At 52.3% G+C, this 19649-nt stretch carries 15 protein-coding genes; 3 read left to right on the top strand and 12 right to left on the bottom strand.

Annotated elements, in window-relative coordinates; genetic code table 11:
- Positions 1-45 precede the first annotated feature (45 nt).
- The 12 genes from T488_RS0110930 to T488_RS0110985 all read right to left on the bottom strand — a co-directional run bounded on the left by T488_RS0110930 (position 46) and on the right by T488_RS0110985 (position 12507).
- The gene (locus T488_RS0110930) at positions 46-2034 is read right to left on the bottom strand and encodes a bifunctional 4-hydroxy-3-methylbut-2-enyl diphosphate reductase/30S ribosomal protein S1 (protein WP_028520835.1); all 1989 of its coding nucleotides are present in this window, start codon (positions 2032-2034) and stop codon (positions 46-48) included.
- Entirely contained in the window at positions 2027-2671 is a 645-nt protein-coding gene (locus T488_RS0110935) for a lysophospholipid acyltransferase family protein (protein WP_028520836.1), read from the bottom strand. Before T488_RS0110935 ends, T488_RS0110930 begins: the two co-directional genes overlap by 8 nt.
- Positions 2672-2717: 46 nt before the next feature.
- Positions 2718-3380 carry a (d)CMP kinase gene (cmk, locus tag T488_RS0110940; protein ID WP_028520837.1) on the bottom strand — a complete coding sequence of 221 codons (663 nt, stop codon included), beginning with the start codon at positions 3378-3380 and terminating at the stop codon, positions 2718-2720.
- A gap of 38 nt (positions 3381-3418) precedes the next feature.
- Positions 3419-3940 (bottom strand): putative ABC transporter permease, encoded by a 522-nt coding sequence (locus tag T488_RS0110945; RefSeq protein ID WP_028520838.1) that lies wholly within the window; start codon positions 3938-3940, stop codon positions 3419-3421.
- The gene (locus T488_RS0110950; RefSeq protein WP_028520839.1) at positions 3937-4314 is read right to left on the bottom strand and encodes a YccF domain-containing protein; all 378 of its coding nucleotides are present in this window, start codon (positions 4312-4314) and stop codon (positions 3937-3939) included. The genes T488_RS0110945 and T488_RS0110950 overlap by 4 nt, the downstream gene beginning before the upstream one ends.
- A gap of 32 nt (positions 4315-4346) precedes the next feature.
- Positions 4347-5564 carry an NAD(P)/FAD-dependent oxidoreductase gene (locus T488_RS0110955; protein WP_028520840.1) on the bottom strand — a complete coding sequence of 406 codons (1218 nt, stop codon included), beginning with the start codon at positions 5562-5564 and terminating at the stop codon, positions 4347-4349.
- The gene (locus tag T488_RS0110960) at positions 5561-5788 is read right to left on the bottom strand and encodes a DUF3006 domain-containing protein (RefSeq protein ID WP_028520841.1); all 228 of its coding nucleotides are present in this window, start codon (positions 5786-5788) and stop codon (positions 5561-5563) included. The genes T488_RS0110955 and T488_RS0110960 overlap by 4 nt, the downstream gene beginning before the upstream one ends.
- Before the next feature lies 1 nt (position 5789).
- Positions 5790-6551: a ComEC/Rec2 family competence protein gene (locus tag T488_RS20120; protein WP_051536426.1), complete on the bottom strand. Its 762-nt coding sequence runs from the start codon at positions 6549-6551 to the stop codon at positions 5790-5792.
- Between the two features lie 104 nt (positions 6552-6655).
- On the bottom strand, positions 6656-8635 hold the full coding sequence (locus tag T488_RS17695) for a YgiQ family radical SAM protein (RefSeq protein ID WP_082320502.1): 1980 nt from the start codon (positions 8633-8635) through the stop codon (positions 6656-6658).
- Between the two features lie 26 nt (positions 8636-8661).
- Positions 8662-9120 (bottom strand): GNAT family N-acetyltransferase, encoded by a 459-nt coding sequence (locus tag T488_RS0110975; protein ID WP_028520843.1) that lies wholly within the window; start codon positions 9118-9120, stop codon positions 8662-8664.
- 31 nt (positions 9121-9151) lie between these two features.
- A complete protein-coding gene (locus T488_RS0110980) occupies positions 9152-11737 on the bottom strand; it encodes an FtsK/SpoIIIE family DNA translocase (RefSeq protein ID WP_037297978.1) in 2586 nt (861 codons plus the stop codon).
- Positions 11738-11796: 59 nt separating this feature from the next.
- Positions 11797-12507 carry a ClpP family protease gene (locus T488_RS0110985; protein WP_028520845.1) on the bottom strand — a complete coding sequence of 237 codons (711 nt, stop codon included), beginning with the start codon at positions 12505-12507 and terminating at the stop codon, positions 11797-11799.
- Positions 12508-12757: 250 nt separating this feature from the next.
- Between T488_RS0110985 and T488_RS0110990 the strand changes: the two genes are divergently transcribed.
- The 3 genes from T488_RS0110990 (at position 12758) to T488_RS17705 (ending at position 19647) form a co-directional block, all read left to right on the top strand.
- On the top strand, positions 12758-15190 hold the full coding sequence (locus tag T488_RS0110990; protein WP_028520846.1) for a glycoside hydrolase family 9 protein: 2433 nt from the start codon (positions 12758-12760) through the stop codon (positions 15188-15190).
- Positions 15191-15478: 288 nt separating this feature from the next.
- Positions 15479-18496 carry a glycoside hydrolase family 9 protein gene (locus T488_RS17700; RefSeq protein WP_051536427.1) on the top strand — a complete coding sequence of 1006 codons (3018 nt, stop codon included), beginning with the start codon at positions 15479-15481 and terminating at the stop codon, positions 18494-18496.
- An 86-nt stretch (positions 18497-18582) separates the two neighbouring features.
- Complete coding sequence (locus T488_RS17705; protein WP_051536428.1) at positions 18583-19647, top strand: Mbeg1-like protein; 1065 nt, start codon at positions 18583-18585, stop codon at positions 19645-19647.
- Positions 19648-19649 lie beyond the last annotated feature (2 nt).

Here is a 19649-nt window from a genome sequence, read left to right on the forward strand (position 1 = left end):
ATAAAACAAGGGCTGCACAACTGTGCAGCCCTGTGTGTTTACTGATTATTCAGCGTCCTCTGCGGGAGTTTCCTCCTCAGCGGGAGCCTCTTCCTCATCAGCGTCCTCAAGAAGAGCACGCATTGAGATGCTGATCCTCTTGGACTCGGGATCAATGTCGATGATCTTAACGTCGACCTCGTCGCCAACGGAAAGAACGTCCTTGACATTCTCTACCTTCTGGTCAGCGATCTGTGAGATGTGGATAAGACCGTCAACGCCGTCGATGATCTGTGCGAATGCACCGAAGCTTGTGATAGAAACGATAGTAGCCTTAACTACATCGCCAACCTTGTAATTAGCCTTGAAGATCTCCCAGGGATTGTCCTCAGCCTTCTTGAAGCCGAGAGAAATTCTGTTTGCTTCCTTGTCGAGGTCCTTGATGTAAACCTCAAGAGTATCGCCAACATTAACGACCTCGCTGGGGTGCTTGATCCTCTTCCATGAGAGCTCTGAGATATGTACCATGCCGTCGATGCCGCCGAGATCAACGAATGCACCGAAGCTTGTGAGAGACTTAACCTTGCCTGTGTAGGTCTTGCCTACCTCAGCTGTCTCCCAGAATCTTGCCTTAGCTTCTTCCTTCTTAGCGTTCTGAACAGCCTTGATTGAGCCTACTGCTCTCTTTCTGCCGCCCTCGGAAACCTCGATAACGATGAACTCTACCTTCTTCTTGAGAAGCTGGTCAAGCTCTGCGCCTCTGGGGAGACCTGTGAGTGAAGCGGGGATAAATACTCTTACGCCCATAACAGTGAGAGTAACGCCCTTGTTAACAACGCTCTGAACAACGCCCTCGAGAACTGTGCCTTCCTGCTGAGCCTTTACGATCTTCTCGTAACCAGCCTGCTCGTCGACCTTTCTCTTAGAGAGAGCAGCTGTACCCTCTGCATCGTTTACCTTGATAACAACAAGATCGATCTCATCGCCAACGCTTACGATGTCTGAAGGCTTCTTTGAAGGATCGTCTGTAAGGTCGTCAAGAGCAACGTAGCCTGTGTGCTTAGTACCGAGGTCTACGATAACTTCTGTATTGTTTACGGCGATAACTGTGCCTTTAACTTTCTCTCCTGTATGTATTTTTTTGAATGATTCATCGAGAGCCTGAGCAAAATCGATCTCCTCATCCTGATTAGCTGCAAGAATTTCATTTTCTGCCATTTTGGTTTGTACCTCCTTGATTATATAGGCGGGGGTCGATGCCCCGGCAGTTATGCCGATCTTATTGGCAATCGGGAGCTTTAAGGTCCGAAGCTCGTCCGAATTCTCGATATGATACGTTTTACAGAAACGGCTGCACACCTCATATAGCTTGACGGTGTTAGAGCTGTGTCTGCCTCCGACAACGAGCATGATGTCCGAGTTCTTGGCGAGCTCGGCTGCGTCTGACTGACGCGCGTCGGTAGCGTTGCATATAGTATCATAAATAACGATATCGGGATCGTCCTTCGGGATCACGTTTAAACACTCACCCCATACTACTATATTATACGTCGTTTGCGCCACAATTGCAAGCTTTTTTCGCAAATTTTTATAATTTTTTTCAAAAAAGGCTTTTAGCTCAAAGTTATCCTTAAAAACAAGGTAATTTTCGTCACAATGACCAACGATACCCTGTACCTCGGGGTGGTCGCGGTCTCCTGCGATGAGGATAAAATAGCCCTCAGCAGTCTTTTCTGCCACTATCTTATGTATACGTGAGACGAAGGGGCAGGTGGCGTCCAGCATTTTGTTACCCTTGGCTTCTATCTGACGGTAGATTTCACGTCCCACGCCATGGGAGCGGATGACCACGGTCTCATCGGGGCGGAGCTCCTCAACTGAGTTCACTATCCTGGCGCCCTTTGCCTGCATATCGTTGACGACGTCCTGGTTATGTATGATAGGACCCAGTGTGGCGACGTTGGTATTCTTTTCAAGCTCGCCGTAGACCATCTTCACGGCGCGGTCAACGCCGAAGCAGAAGCCTGCTGACTTGGCAACGGTGACTTTACTCATCAGCTTCCGCCTCCTTTGCATTATCGGTAAGCGCAGGCTCGGGCTCGCCCTCTACCAGCAGCTTTATGTCCGCCATATATCGGTTTTTCAGCTTTACAAGCTGACGGGGATTGGGAGCGTCGCATATCTCGCAGTATTCCGCAGGGTCAATGGGCACGCCGTACTTGACGGTGAGGGGAGTGCGGAACTTCAGCTTTTCGCCGTAGCATATACCTACGGGGATAATGGGCTTGCCGGAGCGGGCAGCGATAAGGGCTGCACCTGTGTGTCCCTTTTTGCCCACCTTTCCGTCCTTTGAGCGTGTACCCTCGGGGAAAATCATAAGGCTCCTGCCGTTTTGCAGCCTTTCAACGGCGGTGTCGATGACACTTGTATCGCCCTTGCCGCGGGCAACGGGGAAGGCTCCCAGAGAGCGGATGAGCCATGCGAAGAGCTTGTTTTTGAAGAGCTCCTCCTTTGCCATGAAGGCATATTTTCCTCTTGCACCTGTTCCCAGAAGTGGAGGGTCGGCATATGAGCGGTGGTTGCAGGCGTAGATGACAGTGGTATCCTTGGGGATATTCTCCCTGCCCTCATAGCGCAGCTTGTACATTATGCGGAAGTAGAGCCTAACCAGTGCCTTTATAACATAATACATATCTGTCTCACCTCAGTAATTGTTTTTGATCAGGAAAACTGCCCTGTCAGCCTGTCTTCTCGTTTATTATCTTTATGATAGCAGCTGCGGACTCCTCTAAGTTCAGCTCTGTGGTGTCCACAAGGACAGCGTCCTCAGCCTGCTTCAGGGGAGCTATCTCGCGGTGCATATCCTGATAGTCTCGCTTGATGATGTCGTCCAGTATCTCCTGATATGTGGGGCAGTCAGGCTTTTCGGACAGCTCCTTGAAGCGGCGGTTAGCGCGCTCCTCAGCGGAGGCTGTCAGGTATATCTTCACATCTGCGTTGGGGAGAACAACGGTGCCGATGTCTCTGCCGTCCATGATGATATTGTTTTCGCGGGCTATTTTCTGCTGAGTCTCGAAGAGATAGGCTCTTACCGCAGGTATAGCCGATGTCCTTGAAGCAGCCATGGAGATCTCGGGAGTGCGGATAAGGTCGGAAACGTCCCTGTCTCCCAGGAACACTCTCTGTGCGCCGTCGATGAACTTCAGCGACACCTGAGCCTTTCCGAGTGAAGCCTCGATGTCCTCGTCAGCAATATCGTTCTCGGTGATGTAGAGAGCGATAGTGCGGTAGAGTGCGCCTGTGTCCACATAGATGTAGCCAAGCTCCTTTGATACCATCTTTGCGATGGTGCTCTTGCCTGCGCCGGCAGGTCCGTCGATAGCGATGTTGATAGTTTTCATACAGATGACTCCTTTATCATGGGCAGAAGCCCTTATTGTCAGTTTTTAAGGTGCTGGGAGAAGGATATTGCCATATCTCCCAGTATCACCGCAGACATTATCGCTGCGGCGGCTGCGCATACTCCCTTTGGGAGCTTCTCGCTGAGCTTTCCCGAAAGAGGGTGGAGCAGATAGAAGTACCCCACGGCAAGTATGCCGAATATGGCACTGGATATAAGACTTGACCTGTCGAGTATGGAGAAGTACCAGTTCTCATAGGTCCAGAACTCCTCATGGAAGATGAATTCCAGCAGATAGGAGGCACCTATCTCGAATACAGTGGTCACCGCCATGGCAAAAAAGAAGATGAACACGGGGTTCCGCTTTTTTCTCAGCAGGGCGAGGAGTATAAAGGCTCCCACTGCGTATATGGGCACGATGGGGAGGTGGAGCATACCGCGGTTCTCAAAGTAATGATACATTACCCACACCGTCGCCACCTCATAGAGCCAGCCTGCAAAGCCTGCGGCTGTGAACTCAAATACATAGCGGAATACTATCCGCGAAAGTTCCTTTTTCATTGCGCCGCTTTATGTTTGTGCACTTCTGCGCCGAAGGGCATGAGCGCCAGCTTTGCCAGCTTGAACATCTGCAATCCGAAGGGGATACCTACAATTGAGATACAGAGCAGCACTCCGAAAACGGCGAATTCCATTGCCATTTCGATTCCGCCGAATATGAGCCAGAGTATATTCACCAGCAGACTTACGGGACCGCCGCAGTATATTACCTCCTTGCCGAAGGGACAGAATGAGAGCTTTGCCATTTTGAAGCACTGCACTCCTACGGGGATACCCACGATGGTGATACACCAGAGAAGTCCGAATAACAGCCAGCTCAGTCCGCTGAGAAATCCGCCGAAAATAAGCCATAAAAGATTACCTAAACACCCCATGTGATTTACCATTTCCTTTGCTATAATTAATATTACATATTCACTGCCGCTGTGTAGGCAGTTGAGAATGCTATCTGTAGATTGAATCCGCCTGTATATGCGTCCACGTCGATGACCTCGCCTGCGAAGTAGAGACCGCGTACCAGCTTTGACTCCATAGTTTTCGGGTCTATCTCCCTGGTGGAGATACCGCCGCTGGTGATAATAGCCTCGTCGATAGGTCTGAAGCCCGAGATCCTTACGGGGAAGGACTTTATCAGCTCACCGAAGCTGTGTCTCTGTTCCTTGGTAATGCCGTTTATCTTCTGCCCGGGAGCTATCCCCGACAGCCTTACCGCCACGGGTATCAGCTTTGCAGGCAGGAGCTTGCGGATACCGTTCTGGAAGTCTCTGTTGAGGTTCTCCGCGAAATCACGCTGTATCCTTGCGTCAAGCTGCTCGGGGGTCAGTGCGGGTTTCAGGTCGATGAGGAGCCTGTACCTGTTGGGCGCCATATTTCGTATATGGGAGCTTGCGCTGAGCACAAGTGGTCCCGAGACGCCGAAATGAGTGAACAGCATCTCGCCCATTTCGCTGTATATGCACTTTTCGCCCTCCATGAGCTTTACGGTCACATTGCGAAGGGAGAGTCCCATCATCTCCGCGCAGAACTTGTCGGGAGAGGTGAGGGGCACCAGCGAGGGTTTAAGCTCCGTCACCGTGTGTCCCAGAGCCTCCGCAAGGGAGTAGCCGTCGCCTGTGGAGCCCGTTGCAGGGTAGGACTTTCCGCCGCAGGCGATGAGCACTGCAGATGAGCGGTATTCCTCGCCCCCTGCCTTTACGCCGCATACAGCGCCGTCCTCGGTGAGTATCTTTGTCACCCTTTTGTTGATGACCTTTACGCCCAGCTTCTTCATTTCATGTGCAAGGGCGTCGGCGATGTCGTTGGCATTGTCGCTGACAGGGAACACCCTGTTGCCCCGCTCTGTTTTCAGGGGCACCCCCAGCTCCTCGAAGAAGTTCATGGTACATTCCGCGTCGAAGCCTGCGAAAGAGCTGTACATGAAACGGGGATTGACGGGGATATTCTTCATATGCTCGTCCGTGGGACTGTTGTTGGTGACGTTGCACCGTCCCTTGCCCGTTATGCGCAGCTTTCTGCCAAGCTTTTCGTTTTTCTCAAAGAGCAGCACGGTCTTGCCGAAGCGCGCTGCATTTACGGCGGCAAAGCAGCCTGCTGCTCCGCCCCCTATTATAATAGTATCGGTCATTGTTTTCCTCTTTTATCCTTGCCCGTCAGCCTGCGGAGCCGTCTTGCGTGGCTGCTTCGCCGCTGAGCGGTGGTACTTGTATCAACTGTGAAGCGTCCGTCCCTTTCGGTCAGCACATCTCCCTCGCGGACTCCCTCGGGGAGGGCACTGCGCAGCACGGTGACGGTGCCGTTTTCTGTCTCAAGCACGGCGTATCCGCCCTCAAATCTGTCCACAACTGTCATATCAAGTGCCCCTTTCTGCCGAGACTGTCAGCTTGCTGCCGTCCGACGAGACAACTATGGAGCCGTTAAGGTCGGTGCGGTATATCTGTGAGGTGTACTTCTTCAGACGTTTCAGTGTGCTCTTTGCAGGGTGACCGTAGGGATTGTCCCTTCCGCAGGAGATAACCGCGACCTGCGGCCTTATCACGCTGAGCAGCTCCTCCGTTGAGGAGTAGGCGCTGCCGTGGTGACCTGCCTTGTAGAGAGAGGTCTTTCCCAGTCTGCCGCTGTTTATCATTGCTGCCTCGGACTCCGCTTCTGCGTCTCCTGTCAGCAGGAAAGTGTTCCCGCCGTGAGTGATGAACAGGCTGACGGAGTAGTCATTGACGTTTTCGTGGAAGCTGCCGTCGGGAGCGACTATCTCGCCGCTTGCGCTGCCTATGGATATGATCCTGCCTGTTTCCGCTTCCGTGACTGTTACGCCGCTGCTCTCGCAGCTGTCGAGGAAGCGCTCAAAGAAAAGCGCCGCAGGTATCTGCTCATCGGGGACGTGGGGCACTATGACCTCGCCGATGTCGAAGGTGTCGATGATGCGGTACATACCGCCCATGTGGTCGGAATGGGGATGAGTGGCTATGAGATAGTCCAGCCGTCCCACGCCAAGTCCCGTGAGATATGTTATAACGTCGTCGGAGACCTCGTCCTCGCCGCAGTCCACCAGCATGGTGACACCGTTGGCGGCGATGAAGGTGCAGTCCCCCTGACCTGCGTCTATGAAATGCATTACCAGCCTGTCCTCGGCGGGAAAGGTGTGGACGGGCTTGCGGAAATGCCTGTATCCTAAGAATATGAGCAGGACAGCCGCTGTTATGAGCAGCCCTATGGTCTTCAGTGCTTTCTTTTTCCGCTCTGACCGCTCTTTTTGCCGCTCTTCTGCCAGTTCCCTGAGGTATTGCCTCTGCTGCGCTGAGAGCTTGTATTTCTCTCCTGCGGCTTTGACGAAGCTCTCCGTGTCCTTGAAGTGTCCTGCCACGACCTGTCACCGCCTTTTCGGGGAGTATTGCTCTTTCCGCGGGAGTCATCTGCCACAAGACACTTCGGCGACGAACCTATGAGGTCGCGCCTGCCTGCGGTTTTGAGAGCCTCCAGCACTATCTCCCTGTTCTGAGGGCGGAAGTATTGCAGCAGAGCTCGCTGCATAGCCTTTTCCTTGGGAGTTTTCGGAACGTAGACCTTCTCCATGGTGTAGGGGTCAAGCTCCGTGTAGAACATAGCCGTGGAGATAGTTCCCGGGGTGGGGTAGAAGTCCTGCACCTGTTCGGGGCGTATCTTGTTGTCCCTGAGGAAAAGTGCCAGGTCGATAGCCTCGTTGAGAGTGCTTCCCGGGTGGGAGGACATAAGGTAGGGAACGAGGTACTGCTCCTTGCCCATGCCCTTGGTTATCTCGTAAAATCGCTTCTGAAAGCGCTTGTAGGCTTCGATGTGGGGCTTGCCCATTTTGTCCAGCACCACCGCCGAGCAGTGCTCGGGAGCGACTTTCAGCTGACCGCTGACATGGTGCATTATCAGCTCCTTCATGAACTCGTCGTCCTTGTCCTCAATGAGGTAGTCGTAACGTATTCCCGAGCGGATAAAGACCTTTTTCACGCCCTTGACCTTGCGTATCTTGCGGAGCATGGCAAGGTATTCGCTGTGGTCTACTTTAAGGGCGGGACAGGGGGTGGGAGCAAGGCACTTCTTGCCCATGCACAGTCCCTTGGTGAGCTGCTTGTCGCAGGAGGGGCGGCGGAAGTCCGCCGTTGGACCGCCTACATCGTGTATGTAGCCCTTGAAATCAGGCATTTTTGTTATACGCTCCGCTTCCTTCAGTACCGACTCCTCGCTCCTGACGGTGACGCGTCTGCCCTGATGGAGGGCGATGGAGCAGAAGTTGCAGTAGCCGAAGCAGCCGCGGTTGTGTGTGATGGAGAAGCGTACCTCCTCTATTCCGGGGACTCCCCCCAGAGCTTCATAAGAGGGGTGGATAGCCCTCATGTAGGGCAGGGAGTAGATGTGGTCAAGCTCCTCTGTGGTAAGGCTGTATGCAGGAGGCAGCTGCACCAGCATCATCTTGCCGTGGCGCTGTATTATGGTCTTTCCGTAGACCTCGTCCTGCCAGTCATACTGTATCTTTACCGCCTTTGCGTACTCGGGCTTGCTGTCCCTGACCTGCTCGAATGAGGGGCACTGTGCCGCGCCAATAGGCGTATTCACGGGCTCTGTAAGATAGCAGGTGCCGCGGATATCGTGCATATCGTGAATGCTCTCTCCCTTTGCCATACGGGTGCAGAGCTCCTGTATCTGGTGCTCGCCCATGCCGTACATGAGCAGATCTGCGCCGCTGTCCACCAGCACCGAGGGGCGGACTGCATCGTCCCAGTAGTCGTAGTGTGCAAAGCGGCGGAGAGAAGCCTCCAGACCGCCGATGGCTATGGGGACGTCGCCGAAGTATTCGCGTAGCTTCTGACAGTAGACAATGACCGCACGGTCGGGGCGCTTGCCTGCAACACCGCCTGCGGTATATGCGTCATCGGAGCGCTTTCTCTTGGCGGCGGTGTAATGTGCCACCATTGAGTCGATATTGCCTGCGGTGACGAGAAAGGCGTATTTTGGTGCGCCGAAGCGGCGGAAGTCCCTGTCCGTATGCCAGTCGGGCTGGGAGATGATACCTATGGTGAAGCCCATGCTCTCGATAAGACGGGTAACGATAGCCGCACCGAAGCTGGGGTGGTCAACGTAGGCGTCACCCGTAATGTATATGAAATCGAACTGCTCTATGCCCAGCTCGTCCATTTCCTTTCTTGTGGTAGGAAGGAATCCTTCGTACATCATATCACTCCCTGAAAAACTGATCTTTACGCCAGAGACATCACATAGATCTGGCAGGGGTTATCGTCGCCCCATATCTCGTTTATGACCTCAAGCTCCCTGAAGCCGCAGGCAAGGTAGAAGCGGTTGGTCCTGTCGTAGTCCTCATACACGCCCATTTTCACGGTCTTTACCTGCATGAACTCATAGCCCTGAGCTTTTGCTGTTTTCTTTGCCTCTTCAAAAAGCTGCCTGCCGATACCGCTGCGGTGGAAGTTCCTGAGGACGCCCATTACCGCCAGCTCCACGGTCTCCCTGCCTGTCTCCTTGAGACAGAGGAAGCCCACATATTCATTGTTTTCCTTGGCTGCGATGAAGGTCTGTCCTGCGCTTTCCGCGATGTACTTCTCGCGGCTCTCGTCCACCTCGAACCAGTCGTGAAGAGCCTCCAGCACCTTTCTTGCAACTGCTCTTTTTGTATCTGCATCTGTGATATGTTCTATCATTCCTGTATTCTCCTTGTGTGAAGGACGAGCCTTATTCGTCCATTCTGCGCAGGCGCCACTCGTCGTACTGCATTTTCGACATGAGAACCTTTCTTGGCTTTGCACCCTCGCTGGCGCCGATGACTCCGCGCTCCTCCAGCTCGTCCATTATTCTTGCAGCCCTTGCGTAGCCCAGCTTCAGCTTTCTCTGGAGCATTGATGTGGAAAGCTGTCCTGCCTCCACGGCTACCTTTATGGCTGCCTCAACTATATCCTCGTCGCTGTTTCCGCCGGAGTGGGAGCCGCTGTCGCTTCCGCCGGAGTCTCCGCCTGACTGAGTGGAATAACTGTCAACTGCACCTGTTATCTCGGGATCGTAGGCGACTTCTGCCTGCGCCTTTATGTAGCGGACCGTCTCGGCAATGTCCTCATTGGGTGAGAAGCAGCCCTGTACACGGACGGGCTTGCCTGCACCGATAGGCATATACAGCATATCGCCGTTGCCCAGGAGCTTGTCCGCACCTGCCATATCTATGATGGTACGGGAGTCTATCTGGGACTTTACCGAAAGGGCGATACGGCTGGGGATATTGGCTTTGATAAGACCTGTGATAACGTCCGTGGTAGGACGCTGTGTAGCGACTACAAGGTGCATACCTGCGGCACGTCCCATCTGTGCAAGACGGCAGATGTAGTCCTCGACCTCCTTGCCTGCAACCAGCATCATATCAGCCAGCTCGTCGATGAATATGACTACCTGAGGCATGGGGTCACGGTCGCCGTCCACCTCTGCCAGCTCGTTGTAGGACTTCAGGTCGTTGGCACCTGCATCGGCGAAGATGTTGTATCTGCGCATCATTTCATTCACCGCCCAGCTCAGGGCACCTGCGGCGCGCTTACAGTCGGTGACTATGGGAATGAGCAGGTGGGGAATGTCCTCAAATATCTTGAATTCAACTATTTTCGGGTCGATGAGTATGAGCTTTACCTCGTCGGGAGTTGCGTTGTAGAGTATGCTCATGATGATGGAACGGGTGCAGACAGACTTACCCGAACCCGTAGTACCTGCGATGATGACATGGGGCATCTTTGAGATGTCGCCCAGGATAATGTTGCCCGTGATGTCCTTGCCCACTGCAAAGGTCAGCTTGCTCTTTGACTCCTTGAACTCGGGAGAGGCGATTATCTCGCGGAGAGTTACCGTGTCCTTGGTGGAGTTGGGTATCTCGATACCCACCGCTGCCTTGCCGGGGACGGGAGCCTCGATACGGACGCCCTGTGCCGCAAGGCTGAGGGCTATATCGTCCTCAAGGCCCTTTATCTTCGAGACCTTTATTCCGGGGCCCGGCTGTATCTCATAACGGGTTATGGAGGGACCGCGGAAGATGTCCTTTATCTTGACCTCAACGCCGAAGCTGGAGAGGGTGTTCTTTATGACCTCAGCCTTTTCGCGCATCTCCTCAACAGCCTCCGCACGGTTTGAGCGCACCTCGGGGCGTGTGAGTATGTCGATAGGGGGGAGTATGTAAATAGGCTTGACCTCCTCGGGCTCTTCCTCCTCTACGGGGAGCTCCTCTTCGGGAGTATCGGGCTTGCCGTCGGCAGCCTTGCTTATGAGCTGCTCAAGTCCCTCGTCTGCGGGCTCGGGAGCGGTCTCCGCCTCGGCGTCTATAATGACGGGCTCAGGCTTGGGAGCGTTGCGTACAGGCTGGGGCTCATGCTCGTAAATGTCTATATCTATTGCCTTCTCCTCGGGAGTAGGCTCACTGCTGTCGTGTACTATAAGGTGGTCGGTGGGAAGGGGAATATCCATGAAGAAGCCGTCAGGGAGAGCCTCCACCGCCTTTTTCTGCTGCTCCGCCTTCTCAGAAGGTCTCCGCGAGGATCTTCTGGGATTTGTCATGCTGATAGCCTCAAGGTCGGCGTCGAAGTCCTTTTTCTCCTTGTCATCGTCCAGGTCGTCGTCCTCGAAGGCGTCAACGAATTCGCCGCCCACAAGCATATTCTGTATGCCGTTGACACATCTGCCGATGAAGGTGAAGGGAGTTGCCAGGAGCTTTAAGAAGTCCACAAGTCCCCGTCCCGAAAGGAGCATACCGAAGACGAAAAAGAACACCAGGGCGATTATCATAGAGCCTGTCCTGCCAAGGAATTTCAGCAGGGGACCTGCTATGACAAGGCTTGCCACGCCGCCGCTTTTCAGCTTTGCGCCCTCCTCGTAGAGTATCTTGAAGTGTCCTGCGAAGGTGCCGCCGGGAATGCGTCCCACCACGAATATCTGGTAGGCTGCGCTTGCCAGGAATATCATGGCTATGCACCAGACCGTCCTGCCGCTGATGTCCTTGCGGCTCTGCTCGGTGCCCAGCTTTACGGCGGTATATATGAGTATCACGGGGATAAGGAAGGCTGCTACGCCGAAAACTCCCAGCACAAGATTGTGGAGCGCCAGCCAGCCCTTGTTTCCCTTTATGAGCACCATAAGTGCCGTGAGTATGCCGAGTGCGAAAAGAAGAATTGACCAGAACTGATTGCTCTCGTTCTGCGGAGCGCTCTTAGCGCTGCTTTTTACTGGTTCTCTGCGGGGCGTTTCGGGCTTTTTTGCCTTTGAGCTCCCCGTTTTTTTCTTTGCTTCTGCCATTTCTGCCTCCATTTTGTTCCGTGTATGTACTGTGCCGCCCTTTGCGGTCACAGCTGCGGTCAGTCCGCATATCTTTTCTCTGTATTCTCTATCATGCCGTAAAGGCTGTCCATTGCATCGCCGAGGCTTCCGAGACTGTCGATGAGCCCCAGCTCCACGGCTCTTTCTCCCTCCAGCACCGTTCCCACGTCCAGCACCAGCTCTTCCGTGTTCATGGTGAGCCTTCTCAGCTCCTCACCGGAGATACGGCTGTGGCGTGTGATGAAGCCGGCTATCCTGTCCTGCATCTTCTCAAAGTAGGAGAGGGTCTGGGGGACTCCCAGGACTGTGCCGTTCATTCTGACGGGGTGGATAGTCATTGACGCCGTGGGGACTATAAATGAGCGTTTTGCGCTGACGGCAAGGGGGACGCCTATGGAGTGACCTCCGCCCACCACCAGCGACACCGTGGGAGTCTTCATGCCTGCGATGAGCTCCGCAATGGCGAGACCTGCTTCAACGTCGCCGCCCACGGTGTTGAGGATAATGAGAAGCCCCTCAACGCTCCTGTCCTGCTCTATAGCCACAAGGGCAGGGATAATGTGTTCGTATTTGGTGGTCTTGTTCTGCTCCGATAGGACGTAGTGTCCTTCTATCTGACCGATGACGGTCAGGCAGTGGATGAGATGCTTTGAGTTCCGTGAGACAGACTGACCTGTCTCCCTTATCATCTCTGCCTCGTCGGCAGCCTCCTCTGCGGAGCTTACAGCTTTTTCCGTATGTTCTGACATGGTATACACCTCCGAGGATATTCTGTCCTTTCCTGCGTGAGCGTATACATTATTATTATATACTTTTACCGACTAAAAGTCAATAGAGGAGCGGGAGGACGGTGCCGTACCGCTGCGGTGCAGCAGAGCCTTTTGTGAAAAATGCAGTTTTTCACTTGACAAATCATAGGTTTTATTGTATATTTAAAGTGTATAGGTACGGCATAGGGCTGTATCTGAAAAAATATTTAATACGAGAGGGGTATTAAAAATGATCTTAAAAAAGCTCACAGCAGCAGTTTCTGCTCTGGCTATGTCGGCAGGCGTGCTGGCATATATGCCCGCAGGCACAACGGGTAACGTTTCAGCAGCAGAATCAAAGTACAACTATGCAGAGGCACTCCAGAAGTCAATGTTCTTCTATGAGGTACAGCAGTCAGGCGTACTTCCCGAGTGGAACAACGTTACATGGCGTGCCGATTCAATGGTGGACGAGAACGGCAAGGAGACCGACAAGGTACCCGGCGGCTGGTTCGACGCAGGCGACCACTTCAAGTTCTGCCTTACAAACGCTTATTCGGCTTCCATGATGGCATGGGGCTATATCCAGTACAAGGACGCTGTCGACAAGGCGGGTCTGGGCGAGCTTTACCGCAACAACCTCCAGTGGGGTCTTGATTACGTTATGAACTGCGATCAGGGCGACGGTAAGGTAGTAGGTACTATCGGAGACTTTACAGGCGGCTCTACAGACCATAACATCTGGTGCAGCGCTGAGGTCTACCTCCGCAAGCACCACCTCAACAACGGCGACTGGGAGCGTCCCTATGACGTTATAGACAACGCTTCTGTTGCAGGTCTTTCGGCTGCTGCACTGGCAGAGGGATATATCGTATTCAAGGATACCGATCCCGAAAAGGCAAATCAGTATCTCAAGCACGCAAAGGACCTCTTTGAGGGCGCTGACAAGAGCAGATCATGCAAGGACATCGGCGGAATGAACGGAATGTACAAGACCGAGTCGTGGATCGATGACTGTATGTTCGCTGCACTGTGGCTCTACAAGGCTACAGGCGACAAGTCCTACCTTGAAAAGGTAGAGAAGGACTATATCCCCAACTTCCCCAAGGAGGAGCAGTCCACATCAAGAAAGTTCACATGGGGTCTCTGCTGGGACGATACTTCCCAGGCAGCTGCTTACCTCTATGCTGAGATAACAAAGGATCAGGAATGGATCGACCACTGCGCACGCCACATCAAGTACTGGATGGGCGAGGACAGCGAGAAGAAATTCCAGAACATCACTCCCAAGGGACTGTCATGGCTGTTCCAGTGGGGCTGCCTCCGTCATGCTACAACAACTGCATGGCTGGCTAAGCTGGAGTGTGACACTATCCTCAAGGGCACAGAATATGAGTCAAAGTACAATACATGGGCTGAAAAGCAGATGGATTACTGCTTCGGCGACAACGAAGAGGGCATAAGCTATGTTCTCGGTATGGGCAAGGAGTGGCCTAAGGCTATCCACCACAGAACTACTTCCGGTATCCATGATGACCACTGGAACGAGCTGGGTCAGGCATCAGGCGGCAACGAGGGCTGGCAGACAGAGTATGCTCATACTCTCTACGGCGCTCTCATCGGCGGTCCTGACAGCAAGGGCAACTACGGCAACTACAAGGTAGCCGATTTCCAGTACACCGAGGTAGCTATCGACTACAACGCAGGTTATACCGCAGCTCTCTGCGCTATGATCGACGATCACGGCGGATCACCTTTAGCTGACTTCCCGCCTACAGAGACTCCCACATGGGACGAGTGGCAGGTAGCAGCTATTGCAAACGCAAATACAGACAGCTACAGCGAGATCAAGGCATGGGCTATGAACCATACAGCTTGGCCTGCAAGAGTTGCCAAAGATATTGAGTACCACTACTACTTCGATATATCCGAGCTTGTAAGCGCAGGTCTCACTATCGACGATGTTACTGTAGAGGGCAAGGCTCAGCAGTACAGCGCAGGCGAACAGGGCTACGGCACAGTTTCAGGTCCTTATAAATATGAAGGAGACCCCACAGGCAATACCTACTACGCTCTCGTTAAGTTCGAGGACGGCAGAGCTATCCAGCCTACAGGTCAGAGCGAGCACAGAGACGAGGTACAGTTCAGAGTTTCTATCCCCGACAGCAAGGGCGTTAAGTGGGACTATACCAATGACTGGTCCTACAAGGGCGGTCTCGGCAAGGCTACAGACCTCAAGAAGGCTGACTCACTGAACAAGAATATCACTATGTATGTTGACGGCAAGCTCGTATGGGGCGTTGAGCCCGACGGCACTGAGCCCGAGCCCTACACAGTTCCCGGGAGTAATCCCACCACAACGACCTCAACAACTACTACAACAACCACAACAACAAGCTCAGATACCACCACTACCACCACAACTACTGCCCCAACTGATGACATCCTTTGGGGAGACACTAACTGCGACAGCAAGGTCGAGCTGGCAGATGCTGTTCTCATAATGCAGTCCATCGCTAACCCCGACAAGTACGGTCTGAATGGTACTTATGAGAAGCACCTCACAGAAAAGGGCCGCAAGAACGGCGACGTAGACCCCGATGTTGCGGGACTTACAAGCAATGATGCACTGGCTATCCAGGAGTATCTGCTTCACAAAATAAGCTCACTTCCTAAAAAGTAATAATCAATTCACAAATAAGAAATAAGAGGAAATTCGTTTCCTCTTATTTTTTTTAGCTTTTTGTCAATCTGCACAATTATGCTTACTTGCCATTAGGAAAATGAACGAATTTCCAGAAAACTATTTACTTTTTTTTCGCGATATAATATAATATGATTGATGAGTTAGGATTAGTGCAGGTTCTGTTCGGACACCGAGCTCATCGCTCAAAAAACACGGTATAACCGCGATGTTTGCACTGGCATTGCGTTATAAATTTATATTTAAAAAATCAGGGAGGGTATTCAAATGCACAAGAAAATTGCAAAAGCAGTCACAAGCAGCCTGATGGCAGCTTCAATGGTTGCTTCAAGTGTTGCAGCTCTCATTCCTATGAGCGCAGCAGCAGGTAACTGTCTTGGACAGAACGACTTCGATGAAGGAATCGGTCTTCCTTGGCATATTTGCGTAACAAACCCCGCAGAGCAGAAGTTCGATATCTCAGGTGGTACATATAACTGTACTATCGTTAACCCCGGCGGAAAGCAGCGCGGCGGTGACTCCAGATGGGACTGTCAGTTCAGACACAGAAGTCTCCACATCGAGTCAGGTCATAAGTACACAATCCACTGGGAAGTTGATGCTTCAGAGGCCGGTGAGCTCCACACTCATATCGCACCTCTTGACGGTGTAAACGGTGTATGGCAGAACAACGCTGAGAAGTGGGATCAGGGTTGGACAAACGTTTCCATCTCATCCGGTAAGAACAGCTTCGACAGCTCTTTCACAGCTTCAAAGACTCTGGAAGTTGCTGAGTGGGCATTCCACTATGGTGGTGCCGGTTCATACCAGCCCAAGGATTGTTTCCCTGAGGGAACAACTCTGAAGTTCGATAACATGACTCTCGATTGCGAGACTTGTGGTTCTAAATTCGTGAGCGCAAAAGAGACACCCTGCCTCTGGGATCCTACAAACGAGCTGGGCGTTATCACTCCCAGAAGCGACGTAAGAATCAACCAGGTTGGTTACTTCAAGGGCGCTGACAAGAAGGCTACTTATGCTACAAGCAAGGAGATCTCTTCTCCTGTAAGCTTCTCAGTTAAGAAGGGCGGCACAACTGTATTCGAGGGCAAGGGTACTCCCATTGGCTTCGATAAGGATGCAGGCGACTACTGCCAGATCCTCGACTTCTCATCAGTTGACGAGCCCGGCACATATACTATCGAAGTAGACGATACTTCAAATACTTACCTCAACAAGAAGACAAACGAGACTTATAAGAAGTATATCAGCCACGAGTTCAAGATCGGTGATGGTGATACATATAACGGCATCCTCAAGGACGCTATGAACTATTACTATCAGAACCGTTCAGGTATGGCTATCGAGGAGAAGTACATCACTTCTTACAATCCTAAGGACAAGAAGTCCAAGCTCGCACATGCAGGCGGTCACGCACCTTCAGATATGGCTTATGTACAGTCTAAGTGGGTAAGAGCTTATGGTCAGGAATTCGACGGAGATAAGGACTATCAGATCGACTGCGTAGGCGGTTGGTACGATGCCGGTGACCACGGTAAGTACGTTGTTAACGGCGGTATCTCTGTATGGACTCTCCAGAATATGTATGAGAGATCAAAGGCTCAGGGTACAGACTCTAAGTGGGCTGATGATAAGACAATGTCTATTCCTCAGAGCTACAGCGTAGGTAATATCAAGTTTGACGGTACAGGTTCACCTGACGTTCTTGATGAAGCAAGAGTTGAGCTCGAGTGGATGTTCAACATGATCGTTACTTCTAAGGATTCAGCTTGGAAGGACTGCGTAGGCCTTGTATACCACAAGATGCACGACCACAAGTGGACAGGTCTTGCTACTACACCTGTTGATTACGCAGACGAGTGGGGCACAACTCGTATAGTTAAGCCTCCTACGTATGCTGCTACATTCAATATGATCGCTTGTGCTGCACAGGCTGCACGTCTGTGGAAGGGATACGATGACGCATTTGCTGCAGAGTGTCTCGAGAAGGCTGAGACTTCATGGAAGGCTGTAATGGCTAAGGAGAAAAAGTGGCACGGCGTAGACAACGGCAAGGATGCTTGGGAGACGGATCCTCAGTTCGCTCCTCTCGATCAGGCTATCGGCGGCGGCGGCTACGGTGATACATACGTAGACGACGATGCTTACTGGGCAGCTTGTGAGCTCTTCTCAACAACAGGTGATGACGAGTACTACAACTTCCTCAAGGATTATAAGAACATCCACGAGGGCGACGGCCACGATAAGGCTTTCGACATCACTTGCAGCCTCGGCGGCGGTGAGAACAACGGTTCATTCAGCTCATTCAACTGGGGTTGTACAGCCGGTCTGGGTACTCTGTCACTCCTCCTCAGCGATAAGACAACTGCTGCTGATAAGGCAACAATCGAGGAGAACATCAAGAGAGCAGCTGATACATACATCGACTTCGAGAACAGTTCTAAGAACGGTATGGGTATTCCTTACAAGGGAACTGAGTTTGAAGATCCGATCAACCTCGGACCTGGTGTCAAGGTTGAGGGTTATGAGTGGGGTTCAAACTCATTCGTAATCAACAATGCTATCGTAATGGGTTATGCTTACGACGTATCTAACAACGATATGAAGTATGCTAACGGTATGATCTCAGCTCTCGACTACATCTTCGGACGTAACGGTCTTGGCTTCTCATTCGTTACCGGCTACGGTACATATCACTCTGAGAATCCTCACCACAGATACTGGTCTTACGAGCTTGACCACGACTTCCCGATGGCTCCTTCAGGAGTTATGTCAGGTGGTTGCGGCGCAGGCCTCCAGGATCCTTATGTTGGCGGTCTCGGCTATAAGCACGGTGAAGTTGCTTCACAGAAGTGCTTCGTTGACTCCATCGAGGCTTGGTCTGTAAACGAGGTTACTATCAACTGGAACGCTCCTTTCGCATGGGCTATGTCATTCTTCGATGATGAGGCTCCTGAATTTGGAAAGACTCCTTCTGTTATTACAACCACAACAACTACACCTCAGGTTGTAACTACAACTACAACAGCACCTGTTACAGATGTACTCTGGGGCGATACAAACTGCGACGGCAAGGTTGAGCTGGCTGACGCTATCCTCATCATGCAGGCTCTCGCTAACCCCGACAAGTATGGTCTCCAGGGCAGCGACAGCAAGCACCTTAAGGATCAGGGTAAGATCAACGGTGACGTTGATAAGGCAACTGCAGGTCTGACTGCTAACGATGCACTCTTTATCCAGGAGTTCCTCCTCCACACAAGACCTACACTCAATCCTAACGCATAATCACTGATTATGAATAATAAAGCGGCGCTTCGGCGCCGCTTTGCTTTATAAAAGGAGGGGATATTCTGGCTAATATTCTTGACTATATGGACTGGCGGGGCGATGTGCCCTTTTCAGCCGACCCCTTCAACGAGGTGGACGGCCTAATCCTGTCCCAGTTCTGCTATGTAATTCTGGACGGCGTTGTCCCCGAAAGCTTTAATGAAAGTGTTTCCTTCGCAGAAGCCTATCGTAAATACGACCCCGAGACAGTTAACATCAAGCAAAGAATACTTACCTTTGAGCAGGATAATCTGCTTTTCCGAAGGCTGGCGGAGTCCAGACGGTTCCGTGGGACAGCTCTGTGCGGCTATGTAAGCGATACCGAGCATACCGAGGATATGCAATTCTCAGCCCTGACCTATCGCCTTGACGACGGCAGCAGCTTCGCGGCTTTCCGCGGTACCGACGGCACTGTGGTTGGCTGGAAGGAGGACTTTAACCTCAGCTATATGCAGCAGACTGCCGGTCAGGAACGCGCTATCGCCTATATCAACGAGGCTTTTTCGGACGGGGACTATCCCGTGCGGCTGGGCGGACACTCCAAGGGCGGCAATTCCGCGGTATACAGCTCACTTTTCTGCGATGAGTGTGTAAGGCGAAGGATAACCAACATCTACTCTTACGATGGCCCCGGATTTCGAGACGAGATCCTGGAATCGGAGGTCTATCAGCATATGCTGCCGAGGATAAGGTGCTATATACCAGAGGCTTCCATAGTGGGAATGCTTCTGGGAAGCGGTACTGACCCCAGGATAGTAAAGACATCGGTCAACGGTATAAAGCAGCACTACGCTTATTACTGGGAGCTGCGCCGCAACAGGTTCATGCCTGCGGACAGGCTCAAAAAATCTGGTGACGTTATAAACAAGGCGATCTCGGGAATGCTCTCTGACTTCAGCGACACCGAAAGAGAGATCTTTACAGACTCGCTGTTCGAGATACTGAAGGCTCCCGATAAGGAGACACTGAAGGAGCTGACCAAGCTGAGCTCTTACCCTGCCATAATCAAGGCAATCTCAAAGCTTCGCCCCGAGCAGCAGGCGGTAATGAAGGAGGCTTTCAAAAAGATAGCCCAGAACGGCACAGGCGCACTTTTCAAACCACAATAACA

The organism is Ruminococcus flavefaciens ND2009, from assembly GCF_000621785.1.
Classification (GTDB): domain Bacteria; phylum Bacillota; class Clostridia; order Oscillospirales; family Ruminococcaceae; genus Ruminococcus; species Ruminococcus flavefaciens_C.

Excerpts from the sequence above, each read along its gene's own strand:
- T488_RS0110930 (WP_028520835.1), bottom strand. The coding sequence starts at position 2,034 with ATGAGTAAAGTCACCGTTGCCAAGTCAGCAGGCTTCTGCTTCGGCGTT.
- T488_RS0110935 (WP_028520836.1), bottom strand. The coding sequence starts at position 2,671 with ATGTATTATGTTATAAAGGCACTGGTTAGGCTCTACTTCCGCATAATG.
- cmk (WP_028520837.1), bottom strand. The coding sequence starts at position 3,380 with ATGAAAACTATCAACATCGCTATCGACGGACCTGCCGGCGCAGGCAAG.
- T488_RS0110945 (WP_028520838.1), bottom strand. The coding sequence starts at position 3,940 with ATGAAAAAGGAACTTTCGCGGATAGTATTCCGCTATGTATTTGAGTTC.
- T488_RS0110950 (WP_028520839.1), bottom strand. The coding sequence starts at position 4,314 with ATGGGGTGTTTAGGTAATCTTTTATGGCTTATTTTCGGCGGATTTCTC.
- T488_RS0110955 (WP_028520840.1), bottom strand. The coding sequence starts at position 5,564 with ATGACCGATACTATTATAATAGGGGGCGGAGCAGCAGGCTGCTTTGCC.
- T488_RS0110960 (WP_028520841.1), bottom strand. The coding sequence starts at position 5,788 with ATGACAGTTGTGGACAGATTTGAGGGCGGATACGCCGTGCTTGAGACA.
- T488_RS20120 (WP_051536426.1), bottom strand. The coding sequence starts at position 6,551 with ATGCATTTCATAGACGCAGGTCAGGGGGACTGCACCTTCATCGCCGCC.
- T488_RS17695 (WP_082320502.1), bottom strand. The coding sequence starts at position 8,635 with ATGTACGAAGGATTCCTTCCTACCACAAGAAAGGAAATGGACGAGCTG.
- T488_RS0110975 (WP_028520843.1), bottom strand. The coding sequence starts at position 9,120 with ATGATAGAACATATCACAGATGCAGATACAAAAAGAGCAGTTGCAAGA.
- T488_RS0110980 (WP_037297978.1), bottom strand. The coding sequence starts at position 11,737 with ATGGCAGAAGCAAAGAAAAAAACGGGGAGCTCAAAGGCAAAAAAGCCC.
- T488_RS0110985 (WP_028520845.1), bottom strand. The coding sequence starts at position 12,507 with ATGTCAGAACATACGGAAAAAGCTGTAAGCTCCGCAGAGGAGGCTGCC.
- T488_RS0110990 (WP_028520846.1), top strand. The coding sequence starts at position 12,758 with ATGATCTTAAAAAAGCTCACAGCAGCAGTTTCTGCTCTGGCTATGTCG.
- T488_RS17700 (WP_051536427.1), top strand. The coding sequence starts at position 15,479 with ATGCACAAGAAAATTGCAAAAGCAGTCACAAGCAGCCTGATGGCAGCT.
- T488_RS17705 (WP_051536428.1), top strand. The coding sequence starts at position 18,583 with ATGGACTGGCGGGGCGATGTGCCCTTTTCAGCCGACCCCTTCAACGAG.